Source organism: Paenibacillus sp. FSL M7-0134 (assembly GCF_038007865.1).
Lineage (GTDB): Bacteria > Bacillota > Bacilli > Paenibacillales > Paenibacillaceae > Paenibacillus > Paenibacillus polymyxa_B.
This window is the reverse complement of record NZ_JBBOXV010000002.1, coordinates 699,429-713,752: the sequence shown is the minus strand read 5'-3', so window position 1 is coordinate 713,752 and position 14,324 is coordinate 699,429. Positions and strand designations below refer to the sequence as shown.

General features: G+C 52.9%; 13 protein-coding genes. All 13 read right to left on the bottom strand.

Features of this window, described 5'->3' with window-relative positions; genetic code table 11:
* Nucleotides 1-5: 5 nt before the first annotated feature.
* Nucleotides 6-1,229 (bottom strand): NAD(P)/FAD-dependent oxidoreductase, encoded by a 1,224-nt coding sequence (locus tag NSQ58_RS18970; RefSeq protein ID WP_081327416.1) that lies wholly within the window; start codon nt 1,227-1,229, stop codon nt 6-8.
* A complete protein-coding gene (locus tag NSQ58_RS18965) occupies nt 1,226-1,561 on the bottom strand; it encodes a (2Fe-2S)-binding protein (RefSeq protein WP_023987257.1) in 336 nt (111 codons plus the stop codon). The genes NSQ58_RS18970 and NSQ58_RS18965 overlap by 4 nt, the downstream gene beginning before the upstream one ends.
* A complete protein-coding gene (locus NSQ58_RS18960) occupies nt 1,558-1,872 on the bottom strand; it encodes a (2Fe-2S)-binding protein (protein WP_068938458.1) in 315 nt (104 codons plus the stop codon). The genes NSQ58_RS18965 and NSQ58_RS18960 overlap by 4 nt, the downstream gene beginning before the upstream one ends.
* Nucleotides 1,865-3,301: an aldehyde dehydrogenase family protein gene (locus NSQ58_RS18955; protein ID WP_341058013.1), complete on the bottom strand. Its 1,437-nt coding sequence runs from the start codon at nt 3,299-3,301 to the stop codon at nt 1,865-1,867. Before NSQ58_RS18955 ends, NSQ58_RS18960 begins: the two co-directional genes overlap by 8 nt.
* Nucleotides 3,302-3,316: 15 nt before the next feature.
* Nucleotides 3,317-4,204 carry a dihydrodipicolinate synthase family protein gene (locus NSQ58_RS18950; RefSeq protein ID WP_028543234.1) on the bottom strand — a complete coding sequence of 296 codons (888 nt, stop codon included), beginning with the start codon at nt 4,202-4,204 and terminating at the stop codon, nt 3,317-3,319.
* A 63-nt stretch (nt 4,205-4,267) separates the two neighbouring features.
* Nucleotides 4,268-5,269, bottom strand: coding sequence for a proline racemase family protein (locus tag NSQ58_RS18945; RefSeq protein ID WP_341058012.1), 1,002 nt, complete (start codon nt 5,267-5,269; stop codon nt 4,268-4,270).
* Complete coding sequence (locus tag NSQ58_RS18940; protein WP_341058010.1) at nt 5,266-6,474, bottom strand: NAD(P)/FAD-dependent oxidoreductase; 1,209 nt, start codon at nt 6,472-6,474, stop codon at nt 5,266-5,268. The genes NSQ58_RS18945 and NSQ58_RS18940 overlap by 4 nt, the downstream gene beginning before the upstream one ends.
* A 47-nt stretch (nt 6,475-6,521) precedes the next feature.
* Nucleotides 6,522-8,045, bottom strand: coding sequence for an Ig domain-containing protein (locus tag NSQ58_RS18935; protein WP_341058009.1), 1,524 nt, complete (start codon nt 8,043-8,045; stop codon nt 6,522-6,524).
* 69 nt (nt 8,046-8,114) lie between these two features.
* On the bottom strand, nt 8,115-9,224 hold the full coding sequence (locus tag NSQ58_RS18930; protein WP_418027180.1) for a M24 family metallopeptidase: 1,110 nt from the start codon (nt 9,222-9,224) through the stop codon (nt 8,115-8,117).
* Nucleotides 9,225-9,390: 166 nt separating this feature from the next.
* Nucleotides 9,391-10,317, bottom strand: a complete 927-nt coding sequence (locus NSQ58_RS18925; protein WP_341058007.1) for a carbohydrate ABC transporter permease — start codon at nt 10,315-10,317, stop codon at nt 9,391-9,393.
* The gene (locus tag NSQ58_RS18920; RefSeq protein WP_341058006.1) at nt 10,314-11,219 is read right to left on the bottom strand and encodes a carbohydrate ABC transporter permease; all 906 of its coding nucleotides are present in this window, start codon (nt 11,217-11,219) and stop codon (nt 10,314-10,316) included. Before NSQ58_RS18920 ends, NSQ58_RS18925 begins: the two co-directional genes overlap by 4 nt.
* Before the next feature lie 33 nt (nt 11,220-11,252).
* Nucleotides 11,253-12,608 carry an ABC transporter substrate-binding protein gene (locus NSQ58_RS18915; RefSeq protein ID WP_235322371.1) on the bottom strand — a complete coding sequence of 452 codons (1,356 nt, stop codon included), beginning with the start codon at nt 12,606-12,608 and terminating at the stop codon, nt 11,253-11,255.
* Nucleotides 12,609-12,731: 123 nt separating this feature from the next.
* Nucleotides 12,732-14,324 (bottom strand): response regulator, encoded by a 1,593-nt coding sequence (locus NSQ58_RS18910; RefSeq protein ID WP_338533295.1) that lies wholly within the window; start codon nt 14,322-14,324, stop codon nt 12,732-12,734.

The window sequence follows — 14,324 nt, the reverse complement described above, 5'->3', positions numbered from 1 at the left end:
AGCCGTTACGCGCCGCTGCCAGAGGTTTGCCCCCACTGCTGGTACAGCTGCGTTCTCGCCTCTGTAATGCCGGGATGAAACTGAATCAGCGCATGCTTGCGTGCAAAATGGACCTCACAGATCGCCTCCTGCACCCGCTGTTCCCCGCCTGCTCCGCCGAGTCCAGCGGCATGGAGCATGGAAGCGGCGGCTAATCGACCTTGGGCCATCGCGACCAGCCCGCTTTCGATGCCGGTAATATTGCCGGCAACGTACAGCCCTTTGAGCGAGGTTTCCATTCGCTCACCATGCAGTGGAACATGCCCGCCTAGCTCAGGGCTGTACACGAACTTGCATCCGGCTACCGCCGCCAGCTCGGCGAGCGGGTACAAGCCGCCGCTCAACGCCACGAAGTCGGCGGGTTCGACGCGCTCGCTGCCGGGAATAGGCGAGCCGTCCGGTTTAACGTGGATCAGGGTCACAGATTCGACCCGGTCCTGCCCGTTGACGGACAGCACTGCTGTCCGCAACCGGATCGGGATATCCCACAGACGGAAGCCTCTGTGGGGATAGCAGCACGCGATGAGTTTCTCCATCCGCATCGCAGCTGCGAGCCTGCCGCCTGCACGCATCCAGGCGGCAGGGGCCAGCCCCGACAGCTGAAGCAGCAGCTTCGCGGAGGCTGTCGGATCTGCCGCCGCACCAGCCAGCGGATTAGCGCACGGCAGTGTAATCGCCGCCACCTTCACCCCGGCGACAGACAGCTCGCGGGCAATCGCCATAGACAATACGTTCATGCCCACTATGATGCCTCGCTCTCCTGGCTTAACGTAATGAACGTTGGTCATCACCTGCGCGGCCCCGATGGACATCACGCCGGGCAGCGTCCAGCCATCCAGCGGAACGGGAATTTCAGCAGCTCCAGTCGCCAGCAATACGTAATCCGCAGTGAACAATCCACAGGAAGTGGAAATTTCCCACGTCGTTGTATATTCCATACCATGTACGGAAACGCCGCAGCGAATGTCCACCCCAAGTTCCCTGCAACGGGTAATCAGCTCATCCGAAACGTGTTTTCCAACCCACCAGCCTTGACTGCCTTCCTCATGATATTGCCCGGGCATACGTCCACCCGGCTCTGTAAACTCATCCAGTACCGTGACTGGCAATCCTTGCTCAGCAGCCGATACCGCTGCGGACAATCCAGCGGGACCTGCCCCAATGACGATGAGATGCGCCATTTCATTCATGTCACAATTCTCCCTGTGATTTCATTCGAAAGCTGCCGGCCAGTTTCCACCACCATACCTTCCTCCAGCTTGGTCAGGCAGGAACGGACGGTACCGAACGGATGGACCGTCAGGCGGCACTCGTTACAATGCCCAATGGCGCAGTATACACCTCTGGCCGTACCGGATTCCTCATGCCTTCTCAGCAGACGGACACCGCTGGCCAGCAGTGCTGCTGCCAATGGCTCTCCGGCCAATCCCTGCATAGGACGACCGTCAAAAATAAAAGATACCTGCCGCCGTTCCGGCTTTGGTCCCAAAATAGGGTGATTTACAATACGCATGCGGCTCATAAGGAACCTCCCTCTGCCAGCTGCCCGAACGTTACGGGACGTACGGGAGGCCTCTGTGACAACAGCTCCGCCTCCCGGCGGGCAGCAGGAACCTGATTGTAAAACCATGACTCCACCAATTGTCGGCATACCCTGCCCTGACATGCCCCCATCGTCACCCGCGTAGCCATTTTAAGCTGGCGCACGGTGTCCACGCCCATGCGGCAGGCCTGCTCCATCTGTGCGATACTCACTTCTTCACAGCGACATACGAGCAAATGACCTGATGCGCTCTCAACCGTCTCACTTCGTCCCGTCGCCCGCTTACTCATAGCTGATCGCGCAGGTTTTAATCGCTGAATAAAAATCCAGCGCCGCCTGGCCCTGTTCCCGGGTATGTGAACTGGATTGCTTCAGACCGCCGAACGGAGCCTGGTATTCGACACCAGCCGTCTCCTGATTAACCCGGACCATACCGGCGTTCGCCTCATCCAGAAACCGGTGAGCCAACCGCAAATCGCGGGTGAATAGAGAGGCACTTAATCCATAAATAGAATCATTGCACAGTCGAATCGCATCCTCGAAGTCGTCCGCCTGCATTACCCCCATCACAGGTCCAAAAATCTCCTCCTGAATCAATGGATGGGACGAATCAAGTCCAGTCGCCACCATCGGACGCACATAATATCCGTTATCCGTCCCGGCGGCGGCTCCACCTTCGGCTAAAATATCGGCTTCCCGGCGGGCGAGTGATACATAGGACATGACCTTCTCATACTGACCTGCCGATGCCACAGGTCCAAGATACGCATTGGGGTCAAGCGCCGGAGCGATCTGTATTTTTTCCACCGCTTGGCGTAAGGCTTCCGTGAACGTCTCATAGACAGACTGTTCCACAATCACCCGGCTGGTGGCCGTGCATTTTTGCCCGGCTGAACGGAAAGCTCCGCTAACAATCATCGCCACCGCCTGTGCTACATCCGCGTCCTTCAGCACAATGGCGGCATTTTTACCGCCCATCTCGGTCTGGTACTTCATGTTACGGCGCGCGCATCGCTCGGCAATGCCCAAACCTGTAGCAGTAGAACCCGTGAAGCTGACCGCATCCAGTACCGGATGCTCCAGTAAGGCATCGCCAATACGGTTACCTTGCCCAATGACTAAGTTCAGTACGCCGGGCGGAAGCTGCACCGCCTCGAATAGCTCGGCGACCCGCACTGCAGTTAATGAAGCATGTTCGGCAGGCTTCCAGATGACCGTGTTTCCGCACAAGAGTGCAGGGGCGATTTTCCATAGCGGAATAGCTACCGGAAAATTCCACGGCGTAATGACTGCCGTTACACCCAGCGGAATGCGCTTCGTGTATTGGAGCACCCCCGGCTCATTCGAAGGAATGACTGTACCGATGGATCGTACGCCCTCTGCCGCGTAGTATCGGAGCAGATGGACACCTCGCATGACCTCTCCGCGCATCTCGGTAATCGGCTTGCCCATCTCACGGCTAGCCAGCTCAGCCAATTCAGGTAATGCTGCCTCTAGTAACCCGGCTGCTTTGAACAGATAAACTCCCCGTGCTGCGGGACTTAACGCGGCCCAACCCGCCTGAGCCAGCCGTGCCGCATCCCCGGCCTGTGTAATATCGCCCGTTTCTGAAAAATGGACGACTCCGACCTCCTCCTTCAAGGCCGAAGGATTGTGAACCACCATTTCCTCGCCTGAAGGGTTCTGCCACTCACCGCCGATCCAATTTCGGCTCTCCATCGTCTTCACCTCCATTCAGGATGAAACTTCGCTTGGACGAACCGCCACCTCAAATGCTTCCCGAATGCGGTCATAATCCGCCTGCGGCAGCGCAAGTCTGGGCGGACGTGTCGGACCGACCGGAAATCCAGCCAGCTCCATCATATATTTGATGGACTGTACCAATTGCGGGCTGGCATCATAGTGGAACAGCGGCAGCAGCCTGCGATACAACGCGGACGCTTCCGCCATATTTCCCGCCTGCGCAAGTCGGAACAGCTCTACCCCTTCCTTGGGCAGCGCATTAGGTACCCCCGAAATCCAGCCTGTCGCGCCGAATAATGCCCCCTCCATCGCCAGATTATCTACTCCGACCATGACCTCCAGCTCTGTCTGATCCAAAATAGCGTGAATACGCCGTACATCACCGGAAAATTCCTTGACTGCTACGATATTTTCAATTCGCGACAAGTCCGCAAGAATATCTGGAGTCAAGTCAACCTTGTAATCATGGGGGTTGTTATACGCAATGATCGGCAAGCCCACCTCCGACAATGCTTCATAATGGGCCGTTACTTCGTGAGGCAGTGGATTGTAATTAATGGGCGGCAGTGCCATGACACCCGCTGCCCCGGCATCCTTCGCATGCTGAATCCAATGCACCGCCTGTTTGGTGGACGGAGCCGCCGAGCCGACAACAACCGGGACACGCCCTGCCGCAGCGTCAATTACGGTGTGCACAACCTGCGACCGTTCCTCCGGGGACAAAGCCGCATATTCTCCCAGCGATCCCGTAGGAACCAGTCCGCTAATGCCGCTTGCAATCAGATGCTCGCACAGCTCGGTCAGACGCTTATGGTCTACCTCCAGCTCTGCCGTGAACGGTGTAACTAAGGCCACATATACACCTTCAAAACGTGCCATATGCTTACCAACCCTTTCCCATCTTTATTTTCATATTCAGCATTCGGGATTGATATAAAATGCTCACACCAGCAAAAAACCTTCTTTAAGCGGGTCCTCGGGGTCCAACACAAATTGATGATGTCCCGTCACCCAAGCCGAGCCTGTAATTTGTGGAATGACTGCCGGATAAGGACCTATCTGCGTCTCGCCCACGATTTCAGCCCGAAACATGGAACCTGTGATACTTTCATGTACAAACGGCTCATTTAAGCCCAGTTTTCCCTTGGCGTGCAGCACCGCTACCTTGGCCGAGGTTCCTGTGCCACAAGGGGAACGATCGATACCTCCCGGTGGGATGACGACGACATTGCGGCAATCGGCCTGTGGAGCCACAGGCTCCCCGTAGAATTCAATATGCGTCAATCCTTGAATAACCGGATTTTCAGGATGTACTACCTCAACAACAGCATTCACTGCCTCCCGAATCTGCACTGCTGTTTGTACAATTTTTGCCCCATTGCTCTGCTCCAGTGCAAGACCGATGGAAGCCGCCTCTACAATGCCGTAAAAGTTGCCTCCATACGCAATATCCAGCGTGACTTGACCGATATCCTCTACCTGGACCTCAACCTCACGGCGGTACACAAAAGAAGGGATGTTCGTGAACGTTACTTGTCGCACCTTGCCCGCATCCACCTTCAGCCGCACATGAACCGGGCCTGCCGGAGTGTCCAGCAATATTGATTTTTTATCCGCAGCAATCAGCCCGCCTTCCATCAGCGCTGTACATACTCCAATCGTATCGTGACCGCACATCGGTAAATAGCCGCCAGTCTCTATAAAAACCACACCGATATCTGCATCTGGATGACAAGGTTCTGTTAAAATGCAGCCCGACATCACCTCATGCCCTCGCGGCTCGAACATCAGCAAACGGCGAAAATCATCATGATGTGCTGCCATATAAGTCATTTTTTTCAGCATCGTATGACCTACCAGCTTAGGCGCGCCGTGAATGACCGTCCGCGTCGGATTGCCTCCCGTATGGGTATCAATGGTAGTAATTCTGCCCGGTACACTCATCCGGTTACCTCCCCGTGAACCTCGTGGCTGGTAAAAGCCTCCCCAAATCGGTCATATCGCAGCGGCTCCACCGGAATACAAGTGGATTCACCCCGTACCATTTCGGTCACCAGCTTACCCGTAACCGCCGCAAGACTAATGCCATCCCCCTCATGACCAGAAGCGATATACAGCCCCGGTACTTCGTCCACTGCCGATACAATTGGCAAATGATCAGGTGTCCATGGACGCAAGCCGGTATACGCCCGCATCAGCGTTATATTGGCTAAAGCAGGGAAAAAGCGAATGGCTCTGCGGGCGATTAAGCGAATCACTTGCTGATCGACACCTGTGTCCATACCGACAAACTGACGGCTGCTGCCGATCAGAATATTTAGGGATGCGGTTGGCTCGAACACCAGCGCTACACCGTATTTTTCATAAAGCTCATCCACACTCCGCTGACCGCCAAACTTGCTCATCAGATAGCCAAACTCCATTACCTTGCGGTTCCCAATGGAAGGCGTTCGGGCAGACACCAGTATATGCCCTTTGCGCGGCATGATCGGAAGGTCCAAACCGAGTGAATGACCGATGCTGCGTGTCCACACACCTGTCGCCAATACCACTGCACCTGCATGGATAACGCCATTGGGCGTCTCTACCCCGCGGACGTTCCCCCTTTCGTCCTGAAGGATGGACTGTATCGGCATGCGCGGTAATAACTTGGCCCCCATCCGACGCGCGGCCCTGGCCAGTGCATACGTCATCAACACCGGATTTACAGTGGAATCTGTCGCACACTCCAGCCCGCCCGGCAAATCTTTGGCTAAATGCGGCCATTCCTCTCGCAAATCCTGCTGATCCAGCATGCGAAATGGAAGTCCTTCCTGCTCTTGACGGGTTACCCATTGCTCAGCCGCTTGCATCTCCTGATCGTTTTCACAGACCAGAATACTGCCAGGCGCACGATACTCAAACTCATCCTCCAGTTCCCTAGCCAGCTCTGCCACCAGCTCCTGCGATACCAACGACATTCGACTGTCAAACCCGGGCTCTTTATCGATTGCCAATATATTTCCATCACAACGGGACGAAGTGCCTCCAGCAATCTCCCCTCGCTCAGCCAGCACGACCTTCATACCAGACTTAGCCGCATAATAAGCAATGGCTGTACCGATGATTCCACCGCCTACAATGACCAGATCCGCGGCATCATGTTTCATTCGCTTCCCCTCCCTTCGACCGTTTTAATCTGTTTGAGAGGTATTTTTTACAGCTTAAGCGTAAAGCTTTGTGTCACAGGCTTGCTCAGCTCATCATAATCCCGTAACTGTACGGTGAACGTATACGTCTTGTTGCCTGCTCCGCTGCCTGCTGTTCCGCTAATCGTTCCTGTAAAACGGTCCAGTGTGAAGCCTGCGGGCAGTTGACCACCTGTCACCGTCCAATCGTAAAACGGAACGCCTCCCTTGGCCTCCAGCTTGGCCGTGTACGTTTTACCTTTGACGGGTGCAGGCAATTCCTTCGTCATGATTTCTGGCGCGAGGAAAGGAGTCAGGTCCTTACGCAGCGGCCAGCCTGCTTTTTCTGCTACCAGCAGCGAAAGCTTCGTGTTCATCCAACGCCGGGTCGGAAACAGATGGCGCCAGCCTCCATTTTGACCGCTCAATCGGTCGACTTCTGCAAGCTCTCCGGAGAGATGATAGCTGTCGTCCAGCGCGGCTGGTCTGTGCTGATAAGCCATAATATCCGGGTCATTGCCCGCCGCTTCCTTCAGCGCTTTGACACCCGGGAATGTGTCGCTGAATACAATCGCATGACCGAATTCATGCATGATCAGCCCATGCACATCCGTCACTTTGGACAGATCGGATTGATACCATTCTTCATCGTCCACGGATGTAAATGGAATCGCATCATCATAGAAATCCAGAATCAGACTATAGGAACGGTTCAGGTTCCCCGGGACGGTCACACCGTTACGTGTATGATAATTGCCGTTCGTGGCTGGAAAGCCCGTAGAATAAGGCCCGTTCAGCCCTCTCATAAACACCCACATGCCTTTGTAGGGTTTGTCATTTGTCACCTGTATTTCATTTTGCCAATCGTCTCCTGGCAGATGGTTTACCTCCGCGTTGGCAGGAACCTCATCGAAAGGAGCCAGATCAAAGAAATAGAACCAGTCCTTTACCGCCAGTTCTGCGGCTTTTTTGGTAGCCGCATCATTGAAATAAGGCTTGATCGTATCGAAGCGGTAATCAAAATGGAGAGGGACTGTGGGCTCTTCATTATCGTCCTGATCCAACACGCGAATTGGAATGGACTGAGTGGTCGTGTGACCATCATTTCCGGCAACGGACATAGACAGCGTATAGTTCTCTATTTCACCGTTTCCTCCAATCCGGTCAGGATGGATGGCTAGCCGAAAATCTTTTTCCTCCTGTGCATTGGCAAAAGTCAGCGTTTTGCTTGCACCTTGCGCCGACAACGTACTAGGCAAATCCATCATCAGCCGGGACGTGCCCTGCGCATTTAACGTAACCGTTAACGGAAAAGCGGCATCCGCTGGCGGCTTCACTTTTAGCTTCACATACGGGTTCGCCAGATATCCTTGCCAATCAACCAGATCTATACCATAATCGTTCACCGCCCGACTAAAGATGTCGATGACTTTTACATCCGACTCCGCCTCGGCATAAGCCTGTTGACCCGGAATAGCTGGTGTCAAAGCCACAATGAGAGAAGCCGCCAGCGCAGTCAGCCATATTTTGGTGTGCCTTTTATGCGTGTTCATTTGATCCCCTCCATCTCATTTTTGAATGACTTGCAAACTATGGACAGTTACCTATAACGCCACTTAGTTTTATAATAAAAGCAGTTCCTTAGGCGAAGAGGTCAGTACCTTGACACCGTCATCTGTGATCAGCACATCGTCCTCAATCCGAACCCCGCCGAAGCCTGGGATATAAATGCCCGGTTCCACGGTAATGACATGACCCGGTACAAGCACCGACTTACTTTCGCGGGACAGCCGTACCTGCTCATGAATTTCGAGACCAAAGCCGTGGCCCAGCCCATGACCAAACTGCTCCCCATAGCCGTAAGAGGCAATCACATCCCGCCCCAGACTGTCTCCCTCCCGACCGCTTAAGCCGGGACGAAGTCCTGCAATCGTCTTCATATTTGCTTCCAGCACAATGGCATACAATTTCTCATGTCGTTCTGAAGGCTGGCCTACGAATACGGTACGCGTGATATCGGATAGATAACCACGCACATTTGCGCCAAAATCCATTGTGACGAACTCGTTCTGACCAATTTCCTTGTCACTGGCCAGTCCGTGCGGCAGCGCCGAACGCTCACCTGAAGCGACAATGAACGCAAAACCGCCTGATTCCGCGCCTCCGAGCCGAAGCTGATATTCCAGTTCCGCCGCAATCCGCCGCTCTGTAACTCCAGGCTGAATATAATTCAGCACCTCCGTGAAGGCGGCATCGGTAATACGAGCAGCTTCGCTAATGGTGTGAATCTCTTCTTCGTCTTTCACATCGCGCAGCCGTTCAATGACATCCTCCGTTTGCACGTACTCCAACGAGCCCAGCACGGCTTGAAGCTGTCCCGACTGTTGAAGTGAGACATGCCTGCTCTCCAAACCCAGTCTGTGGACACCCAATTTACTTGTGAGATCGGCCACGGTTTGGAAGATTTGCGCCTCATGCCGAATCACTGAATATTCCACTGCCTGATCTGTTGCCTGCATCATATAGCGGAAATCCGTCACTAAAAAAGCCTCTTCCTGCGTAACAAGTGCAATTCCAGCGGAGCCTGTAAATCCGGTCATATATCTTCGATTAGGCCCATGTGTAATAAGCAGTGCATCTATCCCTAGAGCCGGGAATTCCGAGCGTAACCGGGCCAGTCTGCCTGGAACACCCTGTAACGGTTTTGTCTTTTGACTCTCTTCCTCTTTCACTCGTACGCCTCCTTATTCCACATCTCTTTTCAGGGCATATGCCTTAGAACATACTCTCCACTTGCTTTTGAACACATGTATGCTCTTCTCGCTGCCGCTTTCCCGTAAGTCCTGCACCCAATTCTCCGTCTCTTTTTCAAGCATACCAGCGCGTCTCAGCTTCCTTTTAGCCTTTTATCCCTGTCAATGTGATGCCTTCGATAAAATAGCGCTGTCCGATAAAAAATATCAGGACGATGGGAGCCAAAATTGTGCTGGAAGCCGCCATCAGGTAAGGCCAGTTGGTATTGTTCAATCCCCGAAAAGTCGCTAGCCCCAGCGCTAGCGTAAAATGCTTTTCGTCACTTAAGTAAATAATCGGGCCCAAAAAATCATTCCACACATCAATAAATGTAAATATTCCGATCACGATCAATGCAGGCGAAGATAAAGGAATAATGACGCGCCATAGTACAGTCAGAGGCGTACCTCCGTCCATATAAGCCGCTTCGTCCAAATCGCGTGGAATCGTCAGCATGAATTGTCGCATCAAAAAGATGTTAAACGCCCCTCCACCGAACCATGCAGGAACAATCAGCGGCAGAAATGTATTCAGACCGCCCAGCTCACGCCACATCACGAAAGTGGGAATTAGCGTCACCGCGTAAGGCAGCATCATCGACCCGATCAGCAGAGAAAAGATCAGATTACGTCCAGGCCAGCGTAGGCGGGCAAAAGTAAACGCCGATACAATCGAGGTCAACATCACTCCTGCCAGCACACATACCTCAATGATGAACGTATTCATAAAATACCTGCCGAACGGTACTGAAGTCAGCGCTTCCGGGTAATTGCTCCATTGAAAAGGAGAGGGTATCCACTCTGGCGGGAACACGAAAATTTGGGATGTCCCCATCAGCGAGCTGCGAATGAGCCATGCAAATGGCAACAGCATTAAAACACTACCTATCATTAAAACGACATACAGTACAACACGGCTGATTGGGAATGGTTTGGAACGGGTGGCAGTAGCAGGACTTCGGGAGCGTTCAGGCTGTGGAAGCGGATGTTGTGGTGTTTCTGAAGGATTGACAGAAGAAGTGACCTGATTCATGAACGTTCCCCTCCTTCATAGTGGACCCACTTTTTGGATGTGGAGAAAATCAGAACCGTTAGGACCAAGATGACGAAAAATAAGATCCAGGCCAGCGCTGAGGCGTAGCCGATTTTAGTCTCCGTAAAGGCCGTACGCCACAAGTAGAACACATAGAACAGGGTTGAATTGTTAGGCCCTCCGTTGGTCATAACATACGCCTGATTGAATGCCTGAAAGGTGCTGATTAAAGACATGACCAGATTGAAGAAAATGGTTGGTGTCATCGAAGGAATGGTAATGTGAAAAAATTTGTGCCACCTATTGCCGCCGTCTACCTCAGCTGCTTCATACAGATGGGTGGGAACCGACTGAAGTCCCGCCAAAAAGATAATGACCGTGTTCCCGATCCCCCAGGTGCTCATCATGATTAGCGAGGGTATTGCAGTGTTCTCGTCATAAATCCATTTGCTCCCCGGCAGTCCAACACCCTCCAGCAGCGAATTTAACAGACCAAAATCCGGGTTGAACATCCATAGCCACAGCATCGTGTTGGCAATACTCGGTACAATGGTAGGTAAATAATAAATCGTACGGAACACCGACAAACCCTTCACCTTTTGATTTAATAACAACGCAATGATAAAAGCTGCCGCCAAGCCTAGAGGTACGCTACCCAGTGCATAATATGTGGTCACGAACATGGATTGGGAAAAGGTAGCATCCTCGGTCAAAATGGTTCGGTAATTGTCCAATCCGATAAAGGTCATCTGTCCGCCAATCGTCCAATCGGTTAAGCTGAATACGAACGAGGCCACAATCGGTCCAATTGTAAATATCATTAATCCGAGGATGGCAGGAAGCGCGAATAGCAGACCCCAGTTTCGCTCCATGCGCATCATTCCTGATTTTGGTCGCTTCATGGGCTGTTCTCCTTTCGCAGCTGTCCCGCCGCATTATTCATCCGGGTATACTCCTTGAAGCAATGGCTGAATGATAGGTTCCAGTTCATCCAGCGCCTGCTGCGGCGTCTTCTTGTTCGTCCAAATCAGATCCAGCCCTGGGGTCAGCTTGGAACCGATATCAGGCCAGTTGCGAAGGGTCGAAGTTGACGGCTTGATCGCATAATCTCTGGCATACTCAATGCCAGCCTTTTGAAATTCCGGTGGATGTGCGGCATTATTTGTCCATGACTGGATGGCCTGCTCATCGGTATAATATTTTTCCTCGATAGGCATCCAAAGACCAGACTTGAACAGATCCACCTTTTCGGGATTGTTATGGTACAAATAAAATTCGAGCGCTTCCTTCGGGTGCTTAGTGCTCTGGAAAATGACCGTGGCTCCCGCAACGATCATCGTTTTGGGCTCTTTTAGCTTCGGCAGAACGCCGATACTCCATTGCAGCTGCTTGTTGTTCGAAAAATCGAGCAGGGACCATGTCCCGTCCACAACCATTGCGACCTTTCTTGTCTGAAGCCGAATCGTATTGGACGGCATGTCCTGCTGCTGGATCAAATCAGGAGAAACATGCTCCTTGAAAACCAGATCCTGCAACTTCTGAAAAACCTCCACCGACTCAGGACTGTTCAGGGTGTACTTCTTGCCTGTTTTGTCAGTCAAACCTCCACCGTTGCTCGCTAAAAGCGGCCCCCAGGAGCTGCGGTCATTGCCAAAGGCAAAGCCGTATTGCACAATATTTTTCGGATCAAATCCACTGTCTCCCGGATGCTTGCCGCTCTGATCCTTGGTCAGCTTTTTGGCAATTTCCAGAAATTCATCCCATGTCCACGCTTTTTGAGGATCAGCCGGAGGGACGGGTACCCCTGCTTCTGTAAACAACTCCTTGTTGTAAAATAACTGCATCACTTCCAATGCGGTGTAATTGCCAATAGACTTGCCGGGTTCGCTGTAGAGATAAGAGGATTTGAGCTTGTTTTTTAATTCGGGATATTCGTCATAATAAGAGGATAAATCCAGGAGTCTACCTTCACTTGCCCATTTCATCGTGAGGGAATCGCCCAGGTAGGCGATATCAGGAAGCTGATTGGCAGCCATTAACGTGTTAATTTTCGTCGTGTAGTCACCAGGGACATGCTCGCCCTTCACCCGAATGTTCGGGTGGGAAGCATTAAAGCTTTGAATCATTTTTTCCATCGCCTGCTTCTCGTCATTGCTTCCCCAGTACATGAACTTGAGTTCGACCGCATTGGGATTAGCCGGTTCGCCAGCGTTACCACTGCAAGCCGTCAGTCCTGTCAACATCGCCGTCATCACGAGAGCCATCCATGTCCGTAACCTTCGTTTCAGCAAATCAACCGGCCCCTTCCTGAACTGGTTTCTCCTTACAAGCCTATTATGCGCCGAGAGCCCAGAGCCGACCACCCAACGACTCCAGACTCTCTTTGTTTTGGTATGATTTTTTTAACAGCGCGTTTACAAAAATGTTTTACGAAACTCCGTCGGGGTCAGTCCGGTATGCTTTTTAAAGGCAATGCTAAAATAGTTGGTATCTGTGAATCCCACAACCTCCGCTACCTCCGCCACCTTACGATTCGCGTCCAGCAGCAGTTCTCGGGCTCGCTCAAAGCGAACACGCGTCTGGTAGTCTGCGAAGCTTTCACCTGTAACTTGCTTGAAACGGGCACTCAAATATTTGGGGCTCATATTCATGTACTCTGCAAGACGGTTCAGCCCACCATCCTCCTGAAGATGCTCCCGAATCCATTCCTTGGCCCGTTGGAATTTGCGTGGAATCCCCTTCTCACGTGATTCTCGGACATGACGACCCACCCGGACAAAATAGCGCGATACATAATCAATCATCTCGGGTCCATGCCGTAATCGGGACAGCTCCAACAACGGGTCCTGCTCCTGCATGGACGTTTGTCCTACAGATGCATCACTCTGAACGATCCGCATGACGAACAGCACGAGCTGAGTGACAATCATTTTCACCTGCTTGACGGGCAACCCTGCCAACTGTCCTGACCATTCCTGTAAAATCGCATGTACGGCAGCATCATTGCCTGCTCGAATTTCCGTAATCATTAGCAGTTCCTTCTCCAGTAATTGACTGCTGTTCGGCTCGGCCGCCTGAATGCTCTCATAGGGGATGATCTGGCTATAGCCCACCCACCCCCGATGCTCCGCCGCTTGCACAGCTTCCTCATACGCTTCGGGAAGTTGCTCCATCCGTTGTACGGGACGGCTAATCCCGATGGACACGCCCTGGCTCAATCGTTCCTGCACGGCCTGCCGAATCTGCTGTGCCGTCCGTTCCGCCGCCCTGCAAGATGCCGTCGCCAGCAGCACAACACGCCGATCGCGGGAAACCGCCGCACCATGCGCCTTCGCCCCGGCTGCTGCCGCAGCCTCCCCCGTCAGTCCGGCGAATACATGGCTGCTTTTATGCATGGAACCGTGTGGCTTGCTAGTGGCGGTTGCCTCCTGCTGCGACGACTCCTCCAGCTCGCAGCACAGTACGGTATAAGGTGGTCCACTCGTCTCGCCGAAAAATCCCAGCCCGTCCATCTCCTGAATGACCTCGGCTGCAGGACGCCGCTGCTGGAGCAAATCCAGCAGTAGATGCTCCCTGTACAATGGCTCCAATGAACGATGGCGGTGAATGGCTTCCTCCTCGCTTCTTCGCCATTGCGCAATGCGATCCTCAGCCCGGCTCAATGCCGCTTCGAAATCCTCGCTGGTCACCGGCTTGAGCAAATAATCGACCGCTTGAAGCGAGACTGCCTGACGAATATATGTCATAGATTCGTACCCTGTCAGGAATAATAACGGGGTCTGCTGATCCTTTTCCCGAATGGTTTTTGCTACGTCCAGTCCACTCATATCCGGTAAATTAATATCCAGTAAAATCATGTCCGGTCGCTGCTCCGTATACAAACGTAATGCCGTCGCGCCGTCCTCCGCCACATCACTGACTTCCACTGACAGACCACTTTCCGCCACCATCAGCTTCAGTCCTTCCCGAATATGATATTCGTCGTCCACAATCAGCAGCCGGTACAT